The organism is Sporosarcina sp. FA15, assembly GCF_051550195.1.
Classification (GTDB): domain Bacteria; phylum Bacillota; class Bacilli; order Bacillales_A; family Planococcaceae; genus Sporosarcina; species Sporosarcina psychrophila.
Genome location: NZ_CP188818.1, coordinates 2,493,264 through 2,519,253, shown reverse-complemented (window position 1 = coordinate 2,519,253; position 25,990 = coordinate 2,493,264). Strand labels below are relative to the sequence as shown.

At 43.1% G+C, this 25,990-nt stretch carries 23 protein-coding genes and 1 pseudogene; 19 read left to right on the top strand and 5 right to left on the bottom strand.

Features of this window, described 5'->3' with window-relative positions:
• Nucleotides 1-70 precede the first annotated feature (70 nt).
• The 6 genes from ACP8HG_RS12085 to ACP8HG_RS12060 all read left to right on the top strand — a co-directional run bounded on the left by ACP8HG_RS12085 (nucleotide 71) and on the right by ACP8HG_RS12060 (nucleotide 8,138).
• On the top strand, nucleotides 71-1,063 hold the full coding sequence (locus tag ACP8HG_RS12085; protein ID WP_067212088.1) for a lipoate--protein ligase: 993 nt from the start codon (nucleotides 71-73) through the stop codon (nucleotides 1,061-1,063).
• 484 nt (nucleotides 1,064-1,547) lie between these two features.
• Nucleotides 1,548-2,252 (top strand): response regulator transcription factor, encoded by a 705-nt coding sequence (locus ACP8HG_RS12080; RefSeq protein WP_187045604.1) that lies wholly within the window; start codon nucleotides 1,548-1,550, stop codon nucleotides 2,250-2,252.
• The gene (locus ACP8HG_RS12075) at nucleotides 2,249-3,301 is read left to right on the top strand and encodes a sensor histidine kinase (protein ID WP_438296444.1); all 1,053 of its coding nucleotides are present in this window, start codon (nucleotides 2,249-2,251) and stop codon (nucleotides 3,299-3,301) included. Before ACP8HG_RS12080 ends, ACP8HG_RS12075 begins: the two co-directional genes overlap by 4 nt.
• 10 nt (nucleotides 3,302-3,311) lie before the next feature.
• Nucleotides 3,312-4,034: an ABC transporter ATP-binding protein gene (locus ACP8HG_RS12070; RefSeq protein WP_255428711.1), complete on the top strand. Its 723-nt coding sequence runs from the start codon at nucleotides 3,312-3,314 to the stop codon at nucleotides 4,032-4,034.
• Nucleotides 4,006-5,940: an FtsX-like permease family protein gene (locus tag ACP8HG_RS12065; RefSeq protein ID WP_438296442.1), complete on the top strand. Its 1,935-nt coding sequence runs from the start codon at nucleotides 4,006-4,008 to the stop codon at nucleotides 5,938-5,940. Before ACP8HG_RS12070 ends, ACP8HG_RS12065 begins: the two co-directional genes overlap by 29 nt.
• 644 nt (nucleotides 5,941-6,584) lie before the next feature.
• On the top strand, nucleotides 6,585-8,138 hold the full coding sequence (locus ACP8HG_RS12060) for a fatty acid--CoA ligase family protein (protein WP_438296440.1): 1,554 nt from the start codon (nucleotides 6,585-6,587) through the stop codon (nucleotides 8,136-8,138).
• A 227-nt stretch (nucleotides 8,139-8,365) separates the two neighbouring features.
• Here ACP8HG_RS12060 and ACP8HG_RS12055 read toward each other — a convergent pair whose 3' ends face one another.
• Nucleotides 8,366-8,497: a hypothetical protein gene (locus ACP8HG_RS12055; protein WP_338655487.1), complete on the bottom strand. Its 132-nt coding sequence runs from the start codon at nucleotides 8,495-8,497 to the stop codon at nucleotides 8,366-8,368.
• Between the two features lie 513 nt (nucleotides 8,498-9,010).
• Between ACP8HG_RS12055 and ACP8HG_RS12050 the strand changes: the two genes are divergently transcribed.
• Nucleotides 9,011-9,367, top strand: coding sequence for a hypothetical protein (locus ACP8HG_RS12050; RefSeq protein ID WP_438298686.1), 357 nt, complete (start codon nucleotides 9,011-9,013; stop codon nucleotides 9,365-9,367).
• Nucleotides 9,368-9,412: 45 nt separating this feature from the next.
• Here the strand turns inward: ACP8HG_RS12050 and ACP8HG_RS12045 are convergent.
• Nucleotides 9,413-9,493: pseudogene (locus ACP8HG_RS12045) on the bottom strand (hypothetical protein); the annotation flags it as partial.
• 281 nt (nucleotides 9,494-9,774) lie between these two features.
• Nucleotides 9,775-9,981: a hypothetical protein gene (locus tag ACP8HG_RS12040; protein ID WP_067212067.1), complete on the bottom strand. Its 207-nt coding sequence runs from the start codon at nucleotides 9,979-9,981 to the stop codon at nucleotides 9,775-9,777.
• Between the two features lie 984 nt (nucleotides 9,982-10,965).
• Here ACP8HG_RS12040 and ACP8HG_RS12035 point away from each other — a divergent pair.
• Nucleotides 10,966-12,045, top strand: a complete 1,080-nt coding sequence (locus ACP8HG_RS12035; protein ID WP_438296438.1) for a CotH kinase family protein — start codon at nucleotides 10,966-10,968, stop codon at nucleotides 12,043-12,045.
• Nucleotides 12,046-12,623: 578 nt separating this feature from the next.
• Here ACP8HG_RS12035 and ACP8HG_RS12030 read toward each other — a convergent pair.
• Nucleotides 12,624-13,505 (bottom strand): LysR family transcriptional regulator, encoded by an 882-nt coding sequence (locus tag ACP8HG_RS12030; protein WP_438296436.1) that lies wholly within the window; start codon nucleotides 13,503-13,505, stop codon nucleotides 12,624-12,626.
• 107 nt (nucleotides 13,506-13,612) lie between these two features.
• On the opposite strand from ACP8HG_RS12030, the gene ACP8HG_RS12025 reads away from it, so the two are divergent.
• From ACP8HG_RS12025 to ACP8HG_RS11985, 9 genes are all read left to right on the top strand, one after another.
• Nucleotides 13,613-14,728 carry a citrate synthase/methylcitrate synthase gene (locus tag ACP8HG_RS12025; protein WP_438296434.1) on the top strand — a complete coding sequence of 372 codons (1,116 nt, stop codon included), beginning with the start codon at nucleotides 13,613-13,615 and terminating at the stop codon, nucleotides 14,726-14,728.
• Nucleotides 14,729-15,291: 563 nt separating this feature from the next.
• Nucleotides 15,292-17,268: a S9 family peptidase gene (locus ACP8HG_RS12020; protein WP_438296432.1), complete on the top strand. Its 1,977-nt coding sequence runs from the start codon at nucleotides 15,292-15,294 to the stop codon at nucleotides 17,266-17,268.
• A gap of 19 nt (nucleotides 17,269-17,287) precedes the next feature.
• Entirely contained in the window at nucleotides 17,288-17,830 is a 543-nt protein-coding gene (locus ACP8HG_RS12015) for a GNAT family N-acetyltransferase (protein WP_438296430.1), read from the top strand.
• Nucleotides 17,827-18,369, top strand: a complete 543-nt coding sequence (locus ACP8HG_RS12010; protein WP_438296428.1) for an SF0329 family protein — start codon at nucleotides 17,827-17,829, stop codon at nucleotides 18,367-18,369. The genes ACP8HG_RS12015 and ACP8HG_RS12010 overlap by 4 nt, the downstream gene beginning before the upstream one ends.
• 290 nt (nucleotides 18,370-18,659) lie before the next feature.
• Nucleotides 18,660-18,785 (top strand): hypothetical protein, encoded by a 126-nt coding sequence (locus tag ACP8HG_RS12005; protein WP_438296426.1) that lies wholly within the window; start codon nucleotides 18,660-18,662, stop codon nucleotides 18,783-18,785.
• A gap of 305 nt (nucleotides 18,786-19,090) precedes the next feature.
• A complete protein-coding gene (locus ACP8HG_RS12000) occupies nucleotides 19,091-19,822 on the top strand; it encodes an ABC transporter ATP-binding protein (protein ID WP_342538896.1) in 732 nt (243 codons plus the stop codon).
• Nucleotides 19,819-20,847 (top strand): ABC transporter permease, encoded by a 1,029-nt coding sequence (locus ACP8HG_RS11995; protein WP_438296424.1) that lies wholly within the window; start codon nucleotides 19,819-19,821, stop codon nucleotides 20,845-20,847. The genes ACP8HG_RS12000 and ACP8HG_RS11995 overlap by 4 nt, the downstream gene beginning before the upstream one ends.
• 30 nt (nucleotides 20,848-20,877) lie before the next feature.
• A complete protein-coding gene (locus ACP8HG_RS11990) occupies nucleotides 20,878-21,528 on the top strand; it encodes a TetR/AcrR family transcriptional regulator (RefSeq protein ID WP_438296422.1) in 651 nt (216 codons plus the stop codon).
• 158 nt (nucleotides 21,529-21,686) lie between these two features.
• The gene (locus tag ACP8HG_RS11985; RefSeq protein WP_354312267.1) at nucleotides 21,687-22,025 is read left to right on the top strand and encodes a late competence development ComFB family protein; all 339 of its coding nucleotides are present in this window, start codon (nucleotides 21,687-21,689) and stop codon (nucleotides 22,023-22,025) included.
• Nucleotides 22,026-22,125: 100 nt separating this feature from the next.
• Here ACP8HG_RS11985 and ACP8HG_RS11980 read toward each other — a convergent pair whose 3' ends face one another.
• Entirely contained in the window at nucleotides 22,126-22,902 is a 777-nt protein-coding gene (locus ACP8HG_RS11980) for an enoyl-CoA hydratase-related protein (RefSeq protein WP_342538892.1), read from the bottom strand.
• Between the two features lie 230 nt (nucleotides 22,903-23,132).
• On the opposite strand from ACP8HG_RS11980, the gene ACP8HG_RS11975 reads away from it, so the two are divergent.
• Nucleotides 23,133-24,386: an EAL and HDOD domain-containing protein gene (locus ACP8HG_RS11975; RefSeq protein ID WP_438296419.1), complete on the top strand. Its 1,254-nt coding sequence runs from the start codon at nucleotides 23,133-23,135 to the stop codon at nucleotides 24,384-24,386.
• 743 nt (nucleotides 24,387-25,129) lie between these two features.
• Entirely contained in the window at nucleotides 25,130-25,978 is an 849-nt protein-coding gene (locus tag ACP8HG_RS11970; RefSeq protein ID WP_338655504.1) for a DegV family protein, read from the top strand.
• The last annotated feature ends 12 nt before the right edge of the window (nucleotides 25,979-25,990 follow it).

Here is a 25,990-nt window from a genome sequence, read left to right as displayed (position 1 = left end):
GTAAGAGGGGGTCTTCTCTTCTTAAAGATGATAAAATGGGTGAGAAGCTATTAATGAGGAGCGATAAACTATGTATTTCATTGATAATAAAGGAATTACAGATCCGCATATCAACTTGGCGATAGAGGAATACGTCCTCAAGAATATGGATATCGACAAAGATTCGTTTTTGCTGTTCTATATTAACGAACCTTCTATCATCATCGGTAAAAATCAGAACACGATTGAAGAGATTGATACAGAATATGTGGAAGCAAATGGTATTCATGTTGTTAGACGATTGTCCGGCGGGGGAGCAGTCTACCACGATTTAGGCAACTTGAATTACAGTTTCCTAACAAAAGACGATGGCGAATCGTTCCGCAACTTCAAAAAGGTGACAGAGCCTGTCGTTCAGGCATTGGCAGAAATGGGTGTCAAAGCAGAGTTACTCGGCCGCAATGACATTCTTGTTGAGGGTCGTAAAGTTTCAGGGAACGCACAGTTTTCAACGAATGGTCGTATGTTTAGCCACGGAACACTGATGTTCGATACAGAAATAGAACGTGTTGTTTCAGCATTAAAAGTACGTAAAGATAAAATTGAATCAAAAGGGATTAAATCAATCCGTAGTCGTGTCGCGAATATTTCCGAATTCCTGAATGACTCAATGACAATTGAACAATTCCGAATGGAAATACTGAAATCGATTTTCGGCGGAGAAGAAAAAATCCAGTATCTAGAGTTGACTGATGAAGATTGGACGAATATCCATAAACTTTCTGCGGAGCGTTATGCAAACTGGGATTGGAATTACGGCAAATCACCGAAGTTTAATATGCAGCACTCACACAGATTCCCAGTGGGCGGCATCGATGTCCGTATCCAAGTGAAAAAAGGAATCATGGAAGACGTCAACATTTTCGGCGACTTTTTCGGTGTCGGAGAAGTGACAGTTATCGAGGAAAGCTTGAAAGGTATCCAGTATGAGAGACAGGCAATTAGCGAAGCGCTCGCACCAATTGACATTCCGACATATCTAGGTGGCATTACGAAAGAAGAGTTCCTTCAATTGATTTATTGATGAGATTAGAAGCCTGACGATATGTCGGGCTTTTTCTTTTTGGATTAAGTCATTTCAAAGTGTGATCGATCATATAAGCCGCCGCACCGTTCAAGCGATCATATAACCGTCGCACCGATCATAAGCCAAGCAAAGCGATCATATAGCTTGTCCTACCGATCATATAAACCGCCAAGCGATCATATAGCTTGTCCGCCCGATCATATAAGCAGGCAACCGATCATATAGCTTGTCGAACCGATCAAATCAGCCGCCAACCGATCATAAGCTTGTCCACCCGATCATAAGCCTGTCTAACCAATCAAATCAGCCGCCGAACCAATCATAAGCCTACCTAACCGATCATATAGCCTGTCCAACCAATCATATAACCCAGCCAACCAATCATAACCCCCACAAAAAACAACAACATTCCCAAAAACCTTCCAACCGCCGGGCCTGTTTTTACGCTATAATAAAGGGAAGTGTGAAAGGGGACTGACCTATGGAAAACCATCGTATATTCATAGTTGAAGATGATAAGAAAATCGCACAACTGTTAGCAGACACGCTCCGGAAATACCAATACGACGTTGCAATCGTCGAAGATTTTGACCAAGTTACTAAGGAAAGCCTCGCGTTTGATCCACATCTCATTTTGCTTGATATCAATCTGCCTTCTTATGACGGCTATTATTGGTGCCGTCAGCTTCGTCAACATACGACGTGTCCTATCTTATTTATTTCTGCACGTTCTGGCGACATGGATCAAGTATTTGCGCTAGAAAATGGTGGAGATGATTTCATCACGAAACCATTCCATTATGAAATCGTCCTTGCTAAGATAAGAAGCCATTTACGTAGAACATTTGGCGAATACGCTCCTAACCAATCAGAACGGACCGTGAAAATTGGTGCACTTCATTTATATATCGAACGGATGGAACTGCATATTCGTGAAAATAGTGTACCCCTTCAGAAAAAAGAATGCGTCATCCTTGAGTTGCTGATGGACGCGGCGCCGAAAGTTGTGTCGCGGGAAAAACTGCTTGAAGAACTCTGGGATGATCAGTCATTTGTTGATGAAAATACATTAAATGTCAATATGACTAGAGTGCGTAAGAAACTGGCTGATTATGATATTAAATCTTCAATCGAAACCGTGCGTGGCGCGGGATATCGCTTCTTATTAGCGCCGGAAGAATCATGAAAAAACTAAGCCTTTTTCTAAGAGAACATCTATCTTTCCTCACTTTTCAACTAATTCTTATATTGTTCATTATGTTGCTGTATTGGTTGGATGGTTTCCGCAATTTCAACACGGCTATCTATTCAATCAGTATGAGTATGTTGTTGACCAGCGGCTATTTATTAGGGAAGTTTATTATGAGGCGTTCATTTTACGACGCAATCACGCGTAAGCCAGAAAAGATGGAAGATGCACTGATCCGATTTGCACAAGCGCCAGAGCATCGGCAAACGACTGAATTTACACGTGAATTGTACCGACTGTATCAAAACGAAGTGCAACGCTTGTATGCAGCCCAACATCGGCAACTCCACTTTATGAACCAGTGGGTCCATCAGATGAAAACACCGATTTCCGTTATGGGACTTTTACTGCAGGAAAAAGATGACCTCGACCGTGACAGTATCACTGAAGAGGTTGAGAAAATACGGCGTGGGCTCGATTCGGTACTTGTCAATGCACGGCTCGAAACGTTTGAACAAGATATGCAGATCGAGCGCATTGATTTGAAAAAACTAGTACAAGAAATCGTGACGGAACATAAGCGGCTGTTCATCACCAATGGCGTATTCCCAGTTATTTCAATCGATGACAACTTCGTTGTTGCCACGGATGTGAAGTGGATGAAAATCGTCATCGGGCAGTTCATTACGAATGCGGTGAAATATACGTTCGACGAGGGAAAGAAAGTCCATTTAATAGCGTCTTGTACAGGGAATGGACTGAAATTGCAGATTCGAGATGAAGGGATTGGTATCCCATCTTCGGATTTGAAGCGAGTTACCAAGGCTTTCTTCACTGGTGAAAATGGTCGACTAACTGGCGAATCAACAGGAATGGGACTTTATATTGCATCAGAAGTATGCAATCGGTTAGGTCATCCACTGTCAATTGAATCTGAAAAAGGAATCGGGACAACGGTGACAGTACTATTTGAAAATGGAGAGGCAGGTGAGACGGGTGAATCGGAACACAATCGTGGAACTGACGGAAGTGACGAAAATTTATGAAGGAAAAGTGATGCACCGAGCGTTGAACCGTCTTGACTTTGAAGTGGAGGAAGGCGAGTTCGTCGCAGTCATGGGCCCTTCTGGAAGCGGAAAAACAACGTTGCTGAACTTGATTTCGACGATTACATTACCGACGTATGGACGCCTGATGATAAATGGAATAGAGCCAGAAGCGCTCAAGCAAAACGACCTAGCATTATTTAGACGACGCAATCTCGGCTTCGTTTTTCAAGATATTAATCTGCTTCAAATGCTGACGGTAGAAGAGAATCTCGTTTTACCGTTGACCCTTGATGGCTTATCAGTTCCTGAAATGGAAAGACGTATTGCAGAAACTGCAGCACGTCTTGATTTGACAGATATTCTGAAACGTAGGCCCGACGAATTATCGGGGGGACAAGCGCAACGAACGGCGATTGGGCGGGCACTTATTCATAAACCCAAAATCATTCTTGCTGATGAACCAACTGGTAATCTCGATTCGAAGTCCGCGAAAGATGTGCTCGAATTGCTAAGCCATATTAATAAAAGTGAAAAAACAACTGTCGTTATGGTGACGCATGATCCGATTGCCGCCAGTTATTGTGACCGTGTGCTATTCATCAAGGACGGCGAATTTTTCAATGAAATCTATAAAGATGAAAGACGTCAAACATTTTTCCAACGTATTTTGAACGTCTTGTCTCTTCTCGGGGGGAATGTCCATGACCTTTCGTCAATTCGCTTACCGTAATGTTATTCGAAATAGACGTGTTTACACTGCATTTTTCATGGCAAGCGTTTTCTCCGTTATGGTATTTTTCCTTTATTCCATGTTGTTGTTTCATCCATCCATAGAAAATCGGTTTGTTCAAGAAATTGCCATAATGGGTATGGGAATCGCAGAAATTATATTGTATATTTTCACTGTGTTTTTCCTGTTTTATTCGATGCGGGCATTTCTTCAGGCGAGGTCGAAGGAATTCGGCATTTTGCTGCATTTAGGGATGGCGAAGCGACAATTGAACCGCCTTATATTCATTGAGACGATGATTATAGGAACGGCATCTATTGTTGCAGGGACTATTCTTGGATTTATGTTTTCAAAATTCTTTTTTATGATTATACGGGAAATCGTTCTGTTGCCAGCTTTGCCCCTCTATTTATCATGGGAACCATTTGCACTGACAATTGGTGCTTTCATGAGTCTGTTTATAATCATTTCGTATGTGGCTCCGGTGTTCATTCGGACCGGTGAGGTGGCCGATCTCATACAAGGAGATGCAGGAAGTCGAGGGGCGTACGGCTATTCGAAAGCACGTGGCTATCTGGGATTACTGATTCTTGCATTGTCCTATATCCTGGCTGCATCGACAACGAATTCCGTCGTAACCGGCCTGATCTTTTTCTTGCCACCGCTTGCAACAATAGGGACTTTTTACTTTTTCACGGATTCCTTACCTTTGCTCCTTCATAAGCTTCGCAATCGAAAACGATTGTATTGGCATCATTTTTGGTTGCTGTCGATATCTGAAGGTGTCGTGCGGCTGCGTGAAAATGCGCGCATGTTTTTCATCGTGACAATCGTATCGACTGTAGCGTTCATGTCAGTTGGCATACTTGCATCGCTTACTTCTTTTGCTTCCCAGTACCATGAAATGCATCCGTTAGGTCTTGTTTACAAAAGCGAGTCTAACAATGAACTTGAAAGGAAGCATATCACACAGCTCGTCGACGAACTGAAGGCAGAGCAGATCGATTATTCACTTGTTCGGTTCCAGGTGTTGGAACAGACTTCGACGTTCACCAAGAACCCCGTTGCGATACTGAAGCTATCCAATGTGAATATACTTGCTCAGTCGTTTGGTTATCAAATTATTGACATGGAAAAGGGCGAAGCCGTTTTCTTACCACCTTCCGCTTCATCGTATGACCAGCTGAAGGATCGAACTGTGACAACGCTACTCAAAGAAAGTGATGTCCACGTTAAGATAGATGGGGCGTACCCTTATCATTTATTTTCTTCGTACTCGATTGCAATGAATGCGATCGTATTGAATGATGCGGATTATGAAGTGGTACTCGAAAAGGGATTAACACAGGGGGATAAGTCATTTTCCTACTATGCATTCCATGTCCCCGATTGGCAAAAAACACAGGAAATTGGCTTGTCCATCGATGCCAAGGTTTCGGAATCATTTCTTGCGGGGGGATCCGATGATTTACTATATTCATTTGAAAATCCGGGCTTGAATTATTCGGTCATCCGCACGACATTTTCACTGTTATTGTTCATCGGATTACTACTGGCGGCCGTATTTTTCCTGGCGGCAGGAAGTTTCATCTACTTCAGACTGTATACATCGCTCGAAAGTGATCGTAAACAGTTCGATGTTTTACGACGTATGGGAATCACGGATCGCGAGTTCAAGAAAATTGTCAATCGGCAATTAATCCCGCAGTTTTTCTTCCCATGGGGAGTTGCATTTGTTCATAGTTCATTTGCATTTCTGTCTTTACAAGTGATTTGGGATGCACTGGCGGAAATTTCAATTGTAAAAGAACTTGTTCTCGTTCTTGTCGGATTTACGCTAATGCAAATCTTTTATTTCTATTTAATCCGCTGGCGCTATCTTGCGCATATTAAAGCATCGGCTTGACAAGTCTGCATGATGCAAATCATACAACGGAGAGGGGTGAACTACATCCCTCTTTATTGGCGTATCCGCTTTTCGATTGTCTGGCTCCAGCGCCTAGGGGTTCGGAGGCTCACTGGATGTGAGTTATGCAACCATTGCCGCAGGAAGCGGCGAACTTAGGTTGCGCTCCCTAAGAGTCAGCCCAGCTATTCGACAAAAAACGCCGCATAGCCGGTCCGCCTTATGCCTGTCGCATCTGAGCGGCACCTTCCGCTTTTCATGTCTAGCTCCAGCGGCCAGATGCTCGGGTCACAAGTCATTTTGCTGTGGGGGCTGAGGTACGCCTCCTCGCAAACTGTCTTGTGCCTGTCGCGGGCCTGCAGGATGCAGGTCATGCAGCCATTGCCACAGGAAGTGGCGAACTTAGGCTGCGTTCCCCTAAACGGCCGCCTCCGCTTTTCGTGTCTAGCTCCAGGCGCCAAATGCTCGGGTCATAAGTCAGCCCAGCTATTCGGCAAAAAACGCCGCATAGCCGGTCCGCCTTATGCCTGTCGCATCTGAGCGGCGCCTTCCGCTTTTCTCGTCTTGATTTATCAGAACTTTTCTTATATAATGATTATAGTGGGAATGAATGATCATTCATTTAATCAAAAGGGGATGAACTTATGAATCTAGTTACGCGAGTACACGAAACTGCAATGACACAGCCTGAAAAAGCGGCTTATCACTTTATGGGGAAAGATACATCATATGCAGAATTCGATCAATCGGTATCCATGTTCGCATCTGCACTGCAAGACCTTGGCGTTGGCAAAGGGGATCACGTCGCATTTCTGCTAGGTAATACACCTCATTTCCTTATATCGCTTTACGCGACAATGCGAATTGGTGCAACAGCAATTCCGGTCAATCCAATTTACACGCCAGACGAAATTTCGTATATCATACATAACAGTGATGCGAAAGCAGTTATCGCGCTTGACCTTCTTTTGCCACTTGTTGAACAGGCTGCGGGCGCATTCCCAACTGTTGAGCATTATGTAATTTGCGAAACGGTTCCGGAAACACCAGAGAAAATCGCCGCACTTCCGGCTGCAGTGAAGTCGAAAGTCCGTTCATTCACACAACTCATTACTACAGGAAGACCTAATCAGGAACCCGTTGTTGTTGATGAAAATGAAACCGCTATCATTCTGTATACATCAGGCACGACGGGACAGCCAAAAGGCGCGATGCTGACACATGGTAACCTGTATTCAAACGCGCGTGATGTGGCGGATTACTTGGATTTCACGGAAGATGACCGTGTTGTAGCGACGCTGCCGGTATTCCATGTCTTCGCGCTTACAGTCGTTGTCAATGCACCACTAGTAAAAGGTGCAACGATTTTATTGCTACCGCGCTTTAGTCCAGCAGAAGTATTTAAAGTCGTGAAAGAACAGCAGGCTACTATTTTCGCGGCTGTGCCAACAATGTACAATTTCTTATACCAGTTCCCAGACGCTGATCCGAGCGATTTCAAATCTGTTCGAACTACAATTTCTGGGGGATCATCATTACCGGTCGCATTGCTGCATAATTTTGAAGAGAAATTCAATGTAAGGGTTTCTGAAGGATACGGCTTGTCTGAAGCATCACCCGTTACATGCTTTAATCCGACTGACCGCGAGCGTATTCCAGGTTCAATCGGAACGAATATCATCAATGTCGAAAATAAAGTCGTTGATGAATTGGGCAATGAAGTACTAGATGGGGAAGTCGGCGAATTAATCGTACGCGGACCGAACGTCATGAAAGGCTATTACAAAATGCCTGAAGAAACGGAGTCCGCTATCCGTAATGGCTGGTTGTACACGGGGGATATGGCGAAACGCGACGAAAATGGCTATTTCTACATCGTTGACCGTAAAAAGGATCTTGTTATCGTCGGAGGCTATAACGTTTATCCACGTGAAGTTGAAGAAGTATTATTCGCTCACCGTGACATCATTGAAGCGGCAGTCATTGGCTTACCTGATCCCGATTTCGGTGAAGAGGTCCATGCATTTGTTGTCTTAAAAGAGGGTGTCAAAGAGGACAAAGAAGCGTTGATCGCATACTGTGCGGCTCGTTTGGCGAAATATAAGGTACCAAAACAAATCGAGTTTTTAGATGAACTGCCGAAAAACACGACTGGTAAAATATTGAGACGGTCATTGAAAGACCAAGTGAAAATCTAACAAGATAGACCTCTCCGGGTTGTTGACGGGGAGGTCTTTTAGTGGTGAGTAAGGTGTGAAATAAAAAAGGGCTAGTCCCAGCAAGCCGCTCAATTGCGACTTACGGGGTAGCCCATAATCCTTTTAAAATCCGAAGTTACACCCGCAAGAACGGTGCTTGCGGTGGCAATGTTGATGATTAGAATTCCTACACTGGTCACAACCAGTATCAGGTCTCCAAACACGACTTACTCCGGTATGTCTGAATGTGATTGTACACGTATTTTGCGGTCTGTTTTCTGAACAGCATTGCGAATGACTGTGCTGTGGTTTGTGCGAACGACACCCACATCTGCAATCGTTACCATGTTTACCGACATTTTGGTTATTATTCATTGGAAAAGAAGACATACCCTTACCTCCTTTCATCTTTATTAAGAGAAAGAAAGTGGATAACTATTCTTTATATAAGAATCATATCGCTGTTATATATACGAAAAATAAAGAACTACATTGAATTCGCTACGGCTACCCCTCCCCCTTGTAAGGTAACTTCGCTCAGTTTATATAGATATTCACATATACAGTAACTAATCTTTCCCTCACCTTAAATTATGTGGCTGTCCCACAAATGACAGGGACAAACGTTTATAGTGTAAAAATAAATAACGTTGGAATGTAGACGATAACGAAAATCCCTCTCAATAGAAAGGGGTTTTCGTTACACTTCATTTAGTTGCAAGAATTGCTATGAATGCAAGTGCTAAGGTGATTAATTAGTAGCCGCCACAGCAAGGACGCCGCTTTTGGCAAGTCTGCTGTTTTTTACAACAAGGACGTCGCTTTTCGCAAGTCTGCTGTTTTTTGCAGCAAGGACGTTGCTTTTCGCAAGTTTGCCGTTTTTTACAGCAAGTGCGTCGTTTTTCGCAAGTCTGCTGTTTTTTACAGCAAGTGCGTCGTTTTACGCAAGTACGTTTCTTGTCGCAAGTATTGTGTTTCTTCGAGCTAGAACGTTTCTTGTCGCAAGAGCGTCGCTTGTTGCTTGGAAGTATTGGACCAAAGACTGTACGTTTCTTGTCGCAAGTATTATGTTTTTTCCAACAAGAACGGCGCTTACTGCTTGTGCAATGTCTGCTGCTTGTGCGGCGCTTACTGCTTGTGCAATGTCTGCTGCTTGTGCGGCGTTTACTACTTGTGCAATGTCTGCTGCTTGTACGGCGTTTACTGCTTGTGCAATGTCTGCTGCTTGAACAACGTTTACTGCTTGTGCAATGTTTGTTACTTGACGGCTCTTGGAACATAAAGTTGTCTAACCCCAAGCTTACCACCTTATTAATCGCTTTTTGAATGTCATCGTTACTTAAAAATTGAGACACGTTAAACCTCCTTTTTTTTTTTGTAGATAAAGAATGAAGACTTGCTCATATTCCATTTACGGATTGCCTCAAATCCTTACTCTCCACTTAATGTACGTTTACGTACACTAAGTGTCCGAGACAAACGCACACACTTCGAGAAATAATTAGAAGTGGGCGGGAAGTGAGTCAATTCTTAAAAGATAAGAAAGAAAACCTTTTAAACTTAGATGAGCTTCATAAGTCAAACCAGATAAGTGGAAAAATTCATAGTTTCACTGGAACCATGCCCTGCACTATATTTAGTACTTGTTATTTCTCCTTCTATTTGGTCGCTTGCCGGAATCATGTTGATCCTTGTTAGAAATTGTTTGATTTTGAGAAGTGTTTCTATATCTGTTAGCATTGTTCTGTTTATCACGAGGATCCTGAGACATTAAGTTATCTAACCCTAAGCGATCAGTTCTTTTCTTTACTTTTTGTATTTCATTATCAAAAAATAGCGACATGTCCGCCCTCCTTTTTCGCTTATTGGGAGAAAGTACCACGCAATCCTTCCTCTCTCCTTAAAGTACGCGGTTGTACCAAGAGGGTTAGAGACAAATGCTTGCACTTGAAAAATAATTACTATTATGTTGAACAAATGAATACGGCTTATGCGCTTTACAAGGGCTTTTGGGAAGCCACTGAAAAAGTCCCAATACTTGGAATGAAATAGAAATCCTACGAACATCGCTTCGGCGCTTTGTGGATGCCTCCCGCGATAAGCCGGAAAGAAGACCCCTTGGGAGGGATTGAACTGCATCCCTCCTTAGTCTTATCGCTTCGGCTAACACGAAGTCGCGCCTTCGCTGGATGGTCTATTTGAGAAAGTGCATTTCGTTATCGGGGATGAAATCTGCAACCTGGAGTGCTATAAATCGATCGAATGTGATCAACGAATGTCCCGATGCATGAGGAATAAATTAGAACTCCTACGAATATCGCTTCGACGCTTTGTGGACGCCTCACGCGATAAGCCAGAAAGAAGACCGCTTTCAGTCTTATCGCTCCGGCTACCACGAAGTCGCGCCTTCGCTAGATGGTCTATTTGAGAAAGCGCATTTCGTTATCGGGGATGAGATCTGCAACCTGGAGTGTGTCTTTCTTGACTATAATTAGCATCAAAAAGTAATCACATTATTATCTCGCCATATACATCTCAAAATCACAGTTCTCTCGATAATGAACACCCTAGCGCAGGCGCGGCAAAGGGGTCGCCGAAGCCGTAAGACTGGATGCGAAGCGCTAATCCAGGCTTGCGGTGAGAGGCATCCCCAAAGCGTCAAGTGTTCTACAATCCACACCCCGAATTACAACTCTTTCATTATCGAGAACCACAGCAGATTCAATGGGATTTTTTAATTCAACATATATGGTTAGAGTAACATCGAGCATTTGAATACATACGTATAGTATAAAAGTGAAGGGATAGAATTCACGTGGATATTGACATGGAAGTACCTGAGTATCAGCTTTTTATTCACCCTAACTTTGTAAGTGAGCTTCGGAAAGATGTTTGGATGGATGATCCAGTTTCCGCAAAGTTGACGATTAATAAAAAGAAATATGAGATTGATATTGTATATCGTGGTTCCCATATTCGGGAGTTACGAAAGAAATCATATCAGCTCTCATTTTACAAACCGAGCATATATAGAAAGGCGAAAGAATTTCATTTGAATGCGGAATTTAAAGATCCATCATTGTTGAGAAATAAATTGTCTTTTGATTTTTTTAATGAGATCGGCTGCTTATCACCTAACTCTCGTTTCGTTTTTGTGAAACTGAACGGGAAAAACGAGGGGATATATTTAGAAATAGAATCAGTGGATGAATTTTTTCTGGCGAATCGGCAGCTACCAGAAGGACCGATCTATTATGCGGTCGATGGGGATGCAAACTTTTCATTAATGAGTAATCTTGATAAAGAAGTAAAGAAATCACTCACGTTAGGCTATGAAAAAAAGTGTGTCACTGAGCAAGGTGATAATCAGTTACAAGAAATGATAGTTAACATCAACACCGTTCCAAGAGAAGAATTTGAGCATGAAATCGTAAAGTATGTGAACGTAGATAAGTATCTACGCTGGCTCGCCGGGGTTATTTTTACCCAAAACTTCGATGGATTTGTTCATAACTATGCACTTTATCGTAATGGGGAGACGGGTTTGTTTGAAGTTATCCCATGGGATTACGATGCGACATGGGGAAGAGATGTCAATGGTGAAAGCATGCGAGAAGACTATTTGAGAATCGAAGGATTTAATACATTAACCGCAAGGATTCTTGATGTGAAAACTTTTCGGATGCAATACAAGAACCTATTAGAAGAGATATTAAACAGCAAGTTTAATGTGGAGTATATGAAACCTAAAATACAAGCAATGCATAATTTAATAAGGCCATATGTTCTAAAGGATCCTTATGAAAAAGATAATATAGCCGTATTTGATCAAGAACCGGATTTCATATTGACCTATATTGAGGCTAGGGGAAACTATATAAGGAGCCAATTGGACACATTGGATTAGGCGGCAATACGAAAAACCCATTAATGGGAAGCTCTTAGATGGCAATGCTGAACAAGTCGTGAAACGTTTTGGGGGAAGAGGCATCAAAATTCGTCGATTCAACTGTGATGGTGAAGAAAGTCCGTTGCGGCGATGAAGAGGTAATTAGTATGGTGTGCTGGGAATCAGAGAGGAATTAGAATCAGTGGAGTAAATTTGATAGCAACATAAAAACAGCGGTGTCTTTTCATATGAAAAGCTGCCGCTGTTTTTGTGTGCGAATTACGAGTAGCGGTGATAACGGGGTTGATGCCGGTGATAATCGAAGCCATGGCGGTGATAACAGGCCCGATGGCGGTGATAAATGAACCCAAGGCGGTGATAACGATTCGTTAGATATACGATACAACAAAGTCAGTTATGAATTGGCATACTGCGTGGAGGAAATGGTGAATTGTTACTCATCATTTTTTGCTGGTACACGTGAAAGTTTTTATGGAGAATTAAAAACCTAAATTATATCTTCACCGAGGATATAACGCCAAATGACCGGCTATATAATTAACCCCTTTCCAACGCGGAGAGGGGTTAATTATTCATTATCTAAAATAATAATTAGAAATCTGATTGATAAATTCCTCTTCAAGCTCTCCTTTCTTTTTCACCAGTATATATGTCGAAACGGTCGGTAATTCGAATAGGTCAAAATGTGGCTGCATAAGTCTACCTTCAATCAGTTCACGCCGGACGATGGAATGAGGAAGGAATGAGATGCCTAATCCTTCCTGGATGAACCGTTTTGCAATGTGCGCCTGTGTGACTTTCATCGTCCGTATGCCAGGAATGCGTTTATTGAGAGTGAAAAGTAAGTCATCCCAATAGACGGGGTGATGATGCGTAAATAAGTAGTTTTTCTGTAGTTCTTCAGAAACGTCAATAGGTGGGCCGCTTTCCTCATCGTATGGATCCGTTGGTATGATGAATAAAATAGGATCTTTGTAAATCAGGATTGATTCAATGTTTTTGAACGTAGCATCGAGTGCTGAAATACCAAGATGCACATCACCATTGTCGACAAGTTGCTCAATCATTTCCGATTCTTCGATGCGAATAGATAGTTCGACTTCGGGATGATGCTCCATGAATGTCCGTAATAAATAAGGTAAGATCGTTTCGGCCATTAACGGTGAAATAGCGATTGTCCAATTGCGGCGATAGCCTTGCGAAAACGCATGCATCCGACTCACACTCGCGTCCGCGTCATTAGTAAGTCGAACAGCTTCAATATAAAAAAACTTCCCGGCATCGGACAAAGTGACGCGGTTGTTTAGTCTATCAAAAAGTTTGCTACCAAGTTGTTCCTCTAAAAGACGAATATGCACGGTTACGCTTGGTTGGGATAGCATCAATTTCTCGGAAGCTTTCCGAAAATTTAAGGTCTCAGCGGCGACAATAAATGTTTTGAGCCATTGAAAATCCATTAAGTGAACCTCCTTTTGATTAATAATACTAATTGATTTGATAAAAAACATTCAATTTAAGTAATTATACCTTCGCCTTATACTAAAGAAAAGAAGGAGGAATAATCATGTTTCAAAAAGGGTTGAAAGATGTTATTGCGGTACACACGAAAATCGCGTCGGTCGATGGAGAAAAAGGGGAATTGCGATATAGGGGTGTTTCTATAGGCGACCTCATAGCGACGCATTCATTTGAAGAAGTGGCTTATTTTATGTGGACTGGCGTATTGCCGGGAGAAAGTGAACTTTGTATATTGAATGAAAAACTGATTGCAGGAAGAGAACTCCCTCTACATGTTGTGAAGATTATTGATGCACTTCCTGCTGATATGCCACTGATGGATGCGATGCGAACGGCGATTTCCGCTTATGGACACTCTACGTTTAAGGATGAAATAATCGAGGATCAGGCGCTTGTTTTGACAGCGGCACTTCCAGTGATTATTGCGCGCCATTATCGAAATCAACATGGACAATCAATCGTTGAAGCGAATCCGACTTTATCGCACACAGCGAATTATTTGTGGATGCTAACAGGCGTTATCCCAAATGACGTACAAGTAGAGGCGCTCGAAACGTATTTGAAATTAACGATGGAACACGGATTGAACGCGTCGACTTTTGCAGCACGAGTCACCATTTCTACTGAATCGGATTTAGCATCTGCAATCACGTCGGCAATCGGAACGATGAAAGGTCCGTTACATGGAGGCGCGCCATCGGGTGTCATCGATTTGTTGGAGGAGATGGAAACGTTAGGAAATATCCGTCCAGTCATTGAGGCTAAAATGAAACGCGGGGAACGCATCATGGGGATCGGCCACCGAATTTATAAAACGGAAGATCCTCGGTCAGTTCTTTTGAGAGATAAATGCATCAGTATGTCGGGGGAAGATGACTGGTTGGACTTGGCGACAGCAGCTGAAAAAGAAATCATATCTTTGCTGGAAGAGTATAAGCCGGGCCGGAAATTGTATACGAACGTCGAATATTATGCCGCAGCTATCATGCGTTCAATCGAAATGCCGTCGGAACTGTTCACACCAACGTTTAGTGCAACAAGAATCGTCGGCTGGACAGCGCATGCGATTGAACAGTTAAGCGACAACACCATCTTCCGACCACAATCGGTGTTTGTAGGCGAAATGGTAGTTTTGGATGAGAGGTTTCATGTGGAGAGATAATTGTGTCGTGACATTTTGGTGTTGCCCTCACAGTTTTGAAGTTAGCCATGACAGTTTGACGACTTGACCTCACAGTTAGTCGGTTTGCCATGACAGTTCTGCGTTGTCCTTACAGTTTCGAAGTTAGCTGTGACAGTTAGACGATTTGCCCTCACAGTTAGTCGACTTGCCATGACAGTTCCGCGTTGTCCTCACAGTTTTGAAGTTAGCCGTGACAGTTAGAGAATTTGTCCTCACAGTTAGTCGACTTGCCATGACAGTTCCGCGTTGTCCTCACAGTTTTGAAGTTAGCCGTGACAGTTAGACGATTTGTCCTCACAGTTAGTCGACTTACCATGACAGTTCCGCGATGTCCTCACAGTTTCACGATTTGCCATGACAGTTTGATGACTTGCCCTTACAGTTAGTCAGCTTGCCATGACAGTCTCACGACTAGCCCCCATAGCTCGACACCAGATCTCCTTCGCCATACAAGGAGATCATTTTTTTATCCCCATGAAAAAAGGGAAACTGTTACGAATGTCGAAATAAGTAGATAGAGAAGAAATAAGGGGGAATTAGCAATGGAAAAACGTAAACTGGAAGTAGCTGACCTATTTAAATTACAGTCTGTGACGGATCCGCAATTAGCGCCGAATGGCAAGGAAGCGGTGTTTGTAAAAACGCATATTGATGAGGAAGACAATAAATATATAGCGAATTTATTTCACGTAGATCTGGAGTCGAACGAAGTGACGCAGTGGACGCATGGCAAAAGTACGATTTCATCACCTGAATGGTCTGCCGATGGGAAACAAATCGCCTTTTTATCGGACCGGGAAGAGAAGAACCAGTTGTTCATCCTACAGGCAAGAGGTGGGGAAGCACAGAAAGTAACCACATTTGAAAAAGGCGTTTCGGGTTTCCTTTGGTCGCCGTGCGGCAAGAAAATTTGGGTGGACGCAGTCGTGAAAGAAGGCAAGACGTTTACAGATAAAGAAGAAAAGGACGAAAAGAAAAAGCCGCAGCCGTACCGTGCCACGAAAATGAAATACCAAATGGACGGGGCAGGCTTGTTGCCACAAGACACGTACAAACAAATCGGCCTAGTCGACATCGAAACGGGAGAAGTAACGCAGTTCACTGAGGGGAATTTCCAGCATGGATTGCAAGCCATATCGCATGATGGCAAGAAATTAATTATCGGCGTCAACCGAAAGGATAATTTGGATTTCGAATTCCGTCAACCGCTAATTATTGTAGACGTTGAAACGAAAGAAGAAACGGTTCTTGTCGATGAAGAGGGCTATTTCGGCGGCGCCCAATTTTCCTTTGATGATCGCTATATCGCATACGTTGGTTCAGACCGGACATTCGAAAATGCGACACATAGCAGTTTGTACGTTTATGACACGGAAGACGGTATGCGCATGAATTTGACGGAAAGCATAGACGCACCGGTTGGGGATGCAGCAGTTGCGGATCATCAGCAAGGGGCGGATGCACCGTCTGCAGTTTGGACAAAGGATAACTATTTGTATTTTCAACTGTCGACAATGGGCGATATCCGTCTGTACTTTGCGTCACTCGAAGGGGAGTTATATCCCGCAACACCTGAAAATGAGCATGTATATGGCTATGATATTTCAGTCGACGGCGAGTTTGCGCTCGTTGCAGTCAGCAATGCCATTAATCCGGGAGAGCTATATAAACAGACAATCGCAACAGGCGAACGACAAGCCATCACTTCATTCAACGCAACGTATTTAGAGGAAGTTGAACTTGTTGAACCAGAAGCAATTGTCTATAAAGGGGCGACAAATTGGGACGTGCATGGTTGGTTAATGAAACCGGCGGGCTACGTTGAAGGGACTAATTATCCGCTAATCGTCGAAATTCACGGCGGTCCGCACGCAATGTATGCGAATACGTTTTTCCATGAGTTACAGCTATTGGCGGCGCAAGGATACGGGGTCCTCTACGTTAATCCACGCGGAAGCCATGGCTATAGCCAGGAATTCGTAGATGCAGTACGAGGAGATTACGGTGGCGGAGATTATGAAGATATTATGGCTGGCCTTGACTATGTTTGTAAAGAAAATAGCTGGATCGACACGAACCGACTTGGTGTAACAGGTGGGAGCTATGGCGGTTTCATGACGAACTGGATCGTTGGCCATTCTGATCGTTTCAAAGCAGCTGTCACGCAACGTTCGATTTCTAACTGGATCAGTTTCTTTGGCGTATCCGATATTGGTTACTACTTCAGCGATTGGCAAATCGGCGCTGACATGACCGACGTTGACAAGCTGTGGGAACATTCCCCGCTGAAATATGCGAAACACGTTGAGACTCCGCTGTTAATTTTACACTCGGAAAAAGATTTCCGTTGCCCGATTGAACAAGCAGAGCAGCTATACATCACCTTAAAAAGCATGGGGAAAGAAACGGAATTTGTCCGCTTCCCAGATGCAAATCATAACTTATCGCGCACGGGTACACCGAACCTGCGCATTGCAAGGTTGGACGAGATAACAGGCTGGTTCGCGAAATATCTATAATTGATTCGGAGGAATATGATTGAGTTATACAAATGAGGGCGTAACAATACGTCCGATCCAAGAACAAGATTTACACCGCATGTGGGAACTCAGTTTCAAAGATGAAAATCCTGAATGGAAAAAATGGGATGCACCTTATTATGAACATCAGCCAATGACGTACGAAGCGTTTCTGGAAAGGCGCGATAAAATCGTTGCACAGGACGATTATTGGGGCATCGAAGTGGATGGCGAATTGATCGGCATGGTTAGTTATTACTGGGAACATAAGCCGTCCCTTTGGCTGGAGATGGGGATTGTCATTTATGAACCACAGTATTGGAGCGGCGGCTACGGAACGAAAGCATTCACGATGTGGATTGATCATTTATTCAATGAAATGCCGTTGGTTCGTGTCGGCTATACGACGTGGTCAGGTAATGAGCGTATGATTAAAGTCGGCGGAAAACTGGGCATGACGATGGAAGCGCGGTTGCGGAAAGTGCGTTATTGGAACGGGACTTACTATGATTCGATTCGGATGGGTATTCTCCGCGAAGAATGGGAATCCCGACTTTCATGAGGTGGTCGAAGCTGAAACAGATGGCGGAGGGTTTGTTGTGTGAGTCACTGAAAGGTCGGGTACATTATCAGGCAATCATTCATCGAAAAAGTCATGACCAGACAAGCAGTTTTCGTGTGACATTAGATGGAAAAGAGATTGGCTGGGCATCGGATATTCCATACACGATGGAACTGAATCGACGCAGTGACGATTTACGGGACGAGCGACAATTAAATCCGTTTCCTTGGCACCTCCATTGGCGGGAATTAGAACAATCTGAAGACTATAAAGCCTATCATCGTGCATATGAGGATACTGAAAAGGAAATGATTGCAGACGAAGTTTTCCCAGCATGGGATGTGAAAGAACTATTATTCGATTACGTTCATATGCCGTTTGAAGAAGCGATTGTTCATGAGCATCCGTTTGTCAGAGCGATTAGCTTATTCGATAGGCGGTTTGGAAAGAGAAGGCTCGCAGAAATCGACTCTGAAAAGGAAAGCGGATTGGTCAAGGCATTTTACGAAATTCGTATAGAAGCAGATTCAAAAGAATAACTAGATAAGTTGAAATAAAGAAATCCATTGAACCGCTGAGGCCCCTTATTAAGACGCCTTCGCTTAATCTATACACCGGATTCAATACTTCAATTTATACAGGTAGCCATTCCGGAAACTCGGAATGGCTGTTTGTATGTCAGGATTTAGCTAGGGATTTGGGTGTAATGTGAGGGACTTATGATCGTTTACTGGGTTATATGATTGGTTGGGGAAAGGATATGATCGTTTACTGGGTTATATGATTGGTTGGGGAGGGGATATGATCGTTAATCGAGCTATATGATTGGTTGGGGAGAGGTTATGATCGTTTACTGGGTTATATGATTGGTCGGGGAGCGAGAGGGACTTATGATCGGTTACCGAGTTATATGATTGGTTGGGGAGGAGATATGATCGGTTACCGAGTTATATGATTGGTTGGGGAGGGGATATGATCGTTTATCGAGCTATATGATTGGTTGGGGAGGGGATATGATCGTTTATCGAGTTATATGATTGGTCGAGAAAGGATATGATCGTTAACCGAGCGATATGATTGGTTGGGGAGGGGATATGATCGTTTATCGAGTTATATGATTGGTCGGGGAAGGATATGATCGTTCCCCAAGTCATACAATCATTCCACAAAATAATGAGTGCTTACACACTTTACAAACGCAAATCCCTCGCATACAATAAAAGTGAGTACTCACTCACTATCGCGGAAGGGGTGTTAAGGATGGAACAACCAAAGACGTGTGTATCGATTCGCCACGTATCCAAAAGCTATAAGAAACACCATGTGTTAGAGGATATTAACTTAGATATTCTCGAAGGGGAAATTTTTGGTCTGCTCGGTCCATCTGGCGCAGGGAAAACGACGTTAGTTAAACAACTAACAGGCTTGGATACACCAACTTCAGGGGAAAGTTATTTATTTCAAACGAAAATGCCTTCATTAAAATTAATTACCAGCATTGGTTACATGGCGCAATCGGATGCGCTGTATGAAGATCTTTCAGCAAAAGAAAACTTGCAATTTTTCTCGTCCTTATATGGGCTGAAAGGTGAAAAACAAACACGTAGAATAACAGAAGTGATGGAGCTTGTTCAACTTTCAGGCGACCTGAAAAAGCTAGTTTCCAACTTCTCCGGTGGCATGAAACGCCGGCTTTCATTAGCAATCGCATTACTTCATGAACCAAAAATATTAATCCTCGATGAGCCGACTGTCGGCATTGATCCCGTTCTACGAAAAAGCATTTGGGAAGCCTTTTACAAATTAAAACAAAATGGAACGACAATCATTGTGACGACGCACGTAATGGATGAGGCCGATAAATGTGATCGACTTGGATTGATTCGCGGTGGCAGTCTAATTGCAGTTGGAACGCCTGATGAATTGAAAGAAATGACGAATTCAACAACGATTGAGGAAGCTTTCCTTTTTTACGGAGGTGCAAAAGAATGAGAGTTTTCGCATTGACACAACGAATTTTACGGCAAATAGTACGTGACAAACGGACAATGGGATTGCTTATTGTTGCGCCAATTCTAGTGTTGACGATGCTCCACCTGGTATTCAACGGAGGAGACTACACACCGAAAATAGGCTTCGTTGATGTCCCTGATGCAGTTATGGAACAGATGGATTTAGGCGGAGCAGATGTCACCACATACAGCGATGAAAAAAGCGCAAAAGCTGATTTATCCGAGCAAACGATTGATGGCTACTTAACACTTAAAAACAACGAGCCCACCGTCGTTCTTGAGGGAAGCGACCCGAGTGTTGCTGGTGCCACGATGAAATGGCTTCAACAAGCAATGCCGACTGGACAGGAAAACGCTAATAATCCCCAGTTGGAAATCGACTACTTACACGGTTCTAGAGACATGGGGACGTTTGATTATTTTGGGCCCGTTCTTCTCGGATTTTTCGTCTTCTTCTTTGTCTTTTTGATTGCAGGTGTATCGTTTTTACGAGAACGGACAACGGGGACGCTCGAACGTTTACTTGCAAGTCCATTACGAAAATGGGAAATCGTAATGGGTTATGTATTTGGCTTCGGTATATTCACGATGATTCAATCGACCATTATTGCTGCTTACGCGATTTATGTGCTCGGAATGATGATGGAAGGCGCATTCGGCTATGTATTACTGATTACTTTGCTGCTCGCTTTAACAGCGCTCACGCTCGGTATTTTACTATCTTCATTCGCCAAAAATGAACTCCAAATGATACAGTTCATCCCAATCATCGTTATCCCACAAATCTTCTTCTCTGGATTATTCAATTTGGATACCATCTCGAAGTGGCTGAGCTGGGTTGGCCCATTCACGCCTTTGTATTACGCGGCGGATGCATTACGCGATATAATGGTGAGAGGATATGGATGGGGCGCTATTTACATGGATATTTTAGCATTAGCAGGATTCTCTTTACTGTTTATCATAATAAACATCCTGGCTCTGCGAAAATACCGTAAAATCTAACAGAAATGATTGACGAAAAGGGAGTTCAGCATGACAAAAGAGGATCAAATGATCGAGGAAATGTTCAATCAAAAAGGTGATTTAACAGAGCGACAAAAGAAAATAGTAGCCGCAGCGATTGAATCATTCGCTGAAAAAGGCTATTCCGCCACGTCTACAAAGGAAATTGCCCAAAAAGCGGGAGTAGCCGAAGGGACGATTTTCAGACATTATAAAACGAAAAAAGAGTTACTGATGTCCATTGTCACACCGATGATGATCAAATTGATGGCTCCAATTATTATAAAGGATATCAATAAAGTACTGAATCATGACCATGAAACATTTGAAGACTTTGTAAGAGCGATGATCGATAATCGTAGAAAGTTCCTGAAAAGTAATCTTAAAATCATCAAAATCTTCATTCAGGAAATCCCTTTTCATCCAGAGTTAAAAGAGCAATTCATGGAGCATGTCGGCAGCAAAGTCTTTACACGACTTAGGCAAATTATTGAACATTACCAGGATAAAGGGCAAATTATCAAACTGCCCATCGATACCGTCCTTCGCTTAACAGGTTCGACAATCATCGGCTACTTTGTGACTCGATATGCTATATTACCTAATGCCGATTGGGATGACGAAGCGGAGGTCGACTTGACTATTCAGTTTTTGATGAAAGGATTGGCGCCGGAGGAGTGACATAGTGAGAGCATAATTTAATGCGTCATTGTCAACTAAGGACTTGGGCATAGCCAGATTTAAGTAGAGGTAAATAGATAAGGAATTCATTAGGTCATTTAGCCGAGGATAATCCATTACAGAAATGATATGATAAATGGGAAATGGTGGATGCGTTCGTGAAACATATCTATCAACAACTGGAGCGTGAGAAAATGGCACTTTACAATGTCATGGAAGAAATTGTTCGCGATGTATTGTTGCAATATAAAGACCAACTGCAACTGACGTGTCAATGTGAGCGATGCTTTAACGATATAATGGCAATCGCGCTTAATGAATTGCCTCCGCGCTATATTGCGAATGAGGAATATGGACCATACGTCAGGGCGGCACATGTAGCGGATCGGCAAGGTGCTACGAATATTATATTGATCGTTACGAAAGCGGCCACCTTTGTTTCAAATAATCCACGCTGCCCGGTGATGAATCCTGTTACTTCTAAAACAACTGTATAATACCCAAAAGCCTGTCGTACCTCTGAGGGGGACGACAGGCTTTTGATCGTTATACAAAAAATAAGAAAGGCTTCATATCGCACAAACACTCAGTACTTCCTTATTTCCCCTTAAAAACAGGCTTGCGCTTCTCAGAAAACGCATTCAACGCTTCAATACGGTCTTCAGTTGGAATCGTAAGTTCATAGGCTTTCCGTTCAATCGCAAGTCCGGTCTGCAAGTCCACATTCATGCCGTGTTTAATCGCGAATTTCGCCTGCTGTAAGGCAATTGGGCCATTCGCAAGGATTGAATCTGCAAAGTCAGCTGTCTCCTGAACAAGATTTTCCGGCGTTGTAATTTTCGTGAGGACACCATAGCTATGTGCTTCGGCCGCTGACATTCTGCGTGCTGTCAAAATAAGTTCAAGCGCTTTCGCTTCGCCAATTAAACGCGGAAGACGCTGCGTTCCACCCGCTCCTGGAATAATTGCAAGTCCCGTTTCCGTTAACCCCATGAGTGCAGTGTCAGCCGCAATCCGGAAATCGCAAGCCAGCGCAAGTTCCATGCCACCCCCGAAAGCAAAGCCGTTCATCATTGCAATCGTAGGTTGTGGCAAGTTCTCAATCGAAGAGAACACTTCTCCAATTTTATAAAGATTCCGCTTCACTTGCAGGTCTGTAAGTGTTTTTCTTTCTTTTAGATCAGCCCCAACGCTGAAGGCACGATCACCAGAACCCGTAAAAATAATGGCGCGGATATCTGGATTAATGCGAATCGACTCTGTGATTTGCCCCAGTTCAACCAACATATCGTAGTTAAATGCATTCATTGCTCCCGGACGATTGAGCGTCACGAAAGCGAGATTCCCCTTTTGTTCATAATGGATTGCTTCCATATAAAACCCCTCCTTGAATAAAACCTATTGATAATTAGAACATACCATTATTCATGGTGTGTTGCTATTTTAATTGATATATAAGCTGAACTATAAAATGAGTGAGGGCACCCCCTAGCGCCGTAGCGAATTTAATAGCATTCTTTAATTCGACATATATAGTGTTTTTTTATCATTATAATGGTAAAAGAATGATTTTTTGCTATACTACAAGAAATGGGGTGCTTAGTATGAATGAAATAAATACATTCGTTGGCAGACAGCCGATATTGGACCAAAACGGCGACATCTATGGCTACGAATTGCTCTATAGAAATAGTTATAAGAACTTTTTTCCAAATGTGAACCCTGAACAAGCGACAATTGGCTTACTCGTTAATACATTCCTGACAATAGGAATCGAGAAAGTGGCAGGGAACAGATTGTCATTCATCAATTTTACAGGAGAATTACTTGCTCAAGATATTTTTTCAAGCCTTGACCCTGAACAAGTCGTCATTGAAGTTTTGGAAAACGTTGAGATTACCCCCTCGCTCCTAACTAAAATGCGGTTGTTGAAAGAGACAGGCTTTAAAATAGCATTAGATGATTTTATCCTGCAGGAACAATATAGTATACATAGTGAATTGTTCGAAATTGTCGATTTCATAAAAGTAGATTACTTAAATACGACACCAGTCGAGCGAGAAGAAATCGAGAAGGTCATTAAACAGTATCCCGCTATCGTACTGCTTGCCGAAAAAATCGAAACAGAAGAACAATTCAAGGTGGCGAAAGCATCAGGTTACAAATTGTTTCAAGGCTATTTCTTCTCCAAACCAGAAATTGTCACGGGAATCGAAATCCCATCGAATGTCAGTCTTCATTTTCAAATAATCGAGCGTCTTCATACTGAACCACCAAATATCGATGAAATCACGGAGCTCATCATGCATGATATTTCACTGTCCTATAAATTGCTAAGGCTGATTAACACCCTTGCATTCGGAGTGCCGAAACGGATTAGTTCCATTAAACAAGCCATCGTTCTTATCGGATTGCGTGAAACGAAAAGGTGGGTACAAGTCCTTGCTTTGCGCGAACTCGGGGAAGGATCAGGGAATGGTCGCACACAAGCGCTTGCTGATTACTCGCTGACACGGGCAAAAATATGCGAACTACTCGCGAAACATGATGGCAAGAAAAATCCCGAAGAATATTTCTTTGCGGGCATGTTTTCACTAATTGACGTCATCATGAAGCGCGACTGGGATGCAATCTTACAACTCATTCCATTGTCTGACAAAGTAGCGCTTACTGTAAAAGGGGAGCGGACAGAAATCACGCCGTATCTTCAAATTGCTGAAGCCGTTGAGCGCTTTGACTGGCTACGTATCGAGCAACTGATCACGGAAATGGGAATCACACAAGCGGAATTGAGCAAATGTACGTTAGAAGCACACCGTTGGACACAGCGTTTGCAGTATTCGAATACAACTCCCTGATTTAAGTGTACGAAAGGTGGGGGGATTTACTTTACTGCTGTCACAACGTTTTTTTAAAAAAGTTAACGTTGCGGGCACTTAGTACGATAAATTGTATGACTATGCTGCAACACACACCGTAAAAGATATTTATCTAAAAGAGTAACCACCTACAATCCTGGCATGGAGAAGGCGGTTACTTTTTTTGTTGGTCGCGATTGCTTTGGATAGGAATAGACCAAATTGAAAACGTATATTCATTTATTAACAAAGCGAAGGCGCCTTTCAAGGGGTAGCCAACCGAACAACGAAGAGTTCGGTTTGTATAATTTCTGCGTTCTTTGCAGAAATTATACAGTTAATGCCAAGAGGCTATTCCATATAGGTTAAAGGATACCTCATCTGGCTTAGGGCGGGCACTGAAAAAGTACGATTTCCTTCAATGTCGTTGATTTCCGTTCCGAGCGGACGCTTTCCGCGGGCACGGCTTCAGCCTCCTCGTCACTGCGTTCCTGCGGTGTCTTCAGCTCGCGCTGTTCCCGCCGGAGTCGCCGCTCTTCACTACAATCAACTATTACGTACTATAAAAAAGAACTTTTTCAGTGGCTTCGGCTTAGGGCGGGAGGCATCCCCTAGCGCCGAAGCGCATTCAATGGGATTACATTATCTAAGCATTATACTTTCACTTCATTCCCACCACTCACACTTTCACATTCCCATTTCACCTCAAATTAGGTAGAATGGGGTTAGGAGCTGATTTAACATTGAAAACAGCAATTGTTACGGATAGCACGGCATATTTACCAGCAGCTTTAATGGAAGAATTGGATATTCATATGATTCCACTAGCAGTTACACTTAAGGGCATTATTTATGATGAAGAAATTGATATTCGTTCAACCGATTTTTACGATAAAGTACGCGGGGATGGACCGCTACCAAAGACCTCACAGCCGCCAATTGGCAGATTTATTGAACTGTTCGAGTCGTTAAAAGACACTTATGACGCAGTCATTTCCATCCATCTATCGAGTGGTATTAGCGGCACATATGCAGGTGCTCAACAAGCCGGTAAGATGGTGGAAGGCATCGAAGTAGTCACATTTGACTCCGAAATTTCATGTTATTTACAAGGATTTTACGTACTCCGCGCGGCAGAACTTGCCAAAGAAGGAGCGACACCAGAAGTAATCATGGCTGAGCTAGATGACATGAAAAAGACCATGCGCGCTTATTTCATGGTGGACGACCTCACACATCTGCAACGGGGCGGTAGACTTTCCGCTGCACAAGCGCTGATTGGCGGACTTCTTCAAGTGAAGCCAATCCTCCACTTTCAGGACAAAGTAATCGTTCCATATGAAAAAATCCGCACACGTAAAAAAGCGATGAGACGGATTGTGGACATGTTGGTGGAGGATGCAGCGGAAATGCCACTCGAGGCGGCAATCATTCATGCCAACCGACCAGAAGATGCCGAAGTATGGCACGCGGCACTTTCAGCACAGTTGCCAGACGTCAAATTCACCATCAGCCACTTTGGACCCGTCATCGGCACACATCTTGGGGAAGCATCAATGGGACTTGGTTGGGTGAAAAGAAGAACACCATAAAAAGGAACGCAT

What these genes read in the sequence shown, in the direction of transcription:
- ACP8HG_RS12085 (WP_067212088.1), top strand. Translation starts at nt 71, where the DNA reads ATGTATTTCATTGATAATAAAGGAATTACAGATCCGCATATCAACTTG.
- ACP8HG_RS12080 (WP_187045604.1), top strand. Translation starts at nt 1,548, where the DNA reads ATGGAAAACCATCGTATATTCATAGTTGAAGATGATAAGAAAATCGCA.
- ACP8HG_RS12075 (WP_438296444.1), top strand. Translation starts at nt 2,249, where the DNA reads ATGAAAAAACTAAGCCTTTTTCTAAGAGAACATCTATCTTTCCTCACT.
- ACP8HG_RS12070 (WP_255428711.1), top strand. Translation starts at nt 3,312, where the DNA reads ATGCACCGAGCGTTGAACCGTCTTGACTTTGAAGTGGAGGAAGGCGAG.
- ACP8HG_RS12065 (WP_438296442.1), top strand. Translation starts at nt 4,006, where the DNA reads ATGACCTTTCGTCAATTCGCTTACCGTAATGTTATTCGAAATAGACGT.
- ACP8HG_RS12060 (WP_438296440.1), top strand. Translation starts at nt 6,585, where the DNA reads ATGAATCTAGTTACGCGAGTACACGAAACTGCAATGACACAGCCTGAA.
- ACP8HG_RS12055 (WP_338655487.1), bottom strand. Translation starts at nt 8,497, where the DNA reads ATGTCGGTAAACATGGTAACGATTGCAGATGTGGGTGTCGTTCGCACA.
- ACP8HG_RS12040 (WP_067212067.1), bottom strand. Translation starts at nt 9,981, where the DNA reads ATGTCGCTATTTTTTGATAATGAAATACAAAAAGTAAAGAAAAGAACT.
- ACP8HG_RS12035 (WP_438296438.1), top strand. Translation starts at nt 10,966, where the DNA reads ATGGAAGTACCTGAGTATCAGCTTTTTATTCACCCTAACTTTGTAAGT.
- ACP8HG_RS12030 (WP_438296436.1), bottom strand. Translation starts at nt 13,505, where the DNA reads ATGGATTTTCAATGGCTCAAAACATTTATTGTCGCCGCTGAGACCTTA.
- ACP8HG_RS12025 (WP_438296434.1), top strand. Translation starts at nt 13,613, where the DNA reads ATGTTTCAAAAAGGGTTGAAAGATGTTATTGCGGTACACACGAAAATC.
- ACP8HG_RS12020 (WP_438296432.1), top strand. Translation starts at nt 15,292, where the DNA reads ATGGAAAAACGTAAACTGGAAGTAGCTGACCTATTTAAATTACAGTCT.
- ACP8HG_RS12010 (WP_438296428.1), top strand. Translation starts at nt 17,827, where the DNA reads ATGAGGTGGTCGAAGCTGAAACAGATGGCGGAGGGTTTGTTGTGTGAG.
- ACP8HG_RS12000 (WP_342538896.1), top strand. Translation starts at nt 19,091, where the DNA reads ATGGAACAACCAAAGACGTGTGTATCGATTCGCCACGTATCCAAAAGC.
- ACP8HG_RS11995 (WP_438296424.1), top strand. Translation starts at nt 19,819, where the DNA reads ATGAGAGTTTTCGCATTGACACAACGAATTTTACGGCAAATAGTACGT.
- ACP8HG_RS11990 (WP_438296422.1), top strand. Translation starts at nt 20,878, where the DNA reads ATGACAAAAGAGGATCAAATGATCGAGGAAATGTTCAATCAAAAAGGT.
- ACP8HG_RS11980 (WP_342538892.1), bottom strand. Translation starts at nt 22,902, where the DNA reads ATGGAAGCAATCCATTATGAACAAAAGGGGAATCTCGCTTTCGTGACG.
- ACP8HG_RS11975 (WP_438296419.1), top strand. Translation starts at nt 23,133, where the DNA reads ATGAATGAAATAAATACATTCGTTGGCAGACAGCCGATATTGGACCAA.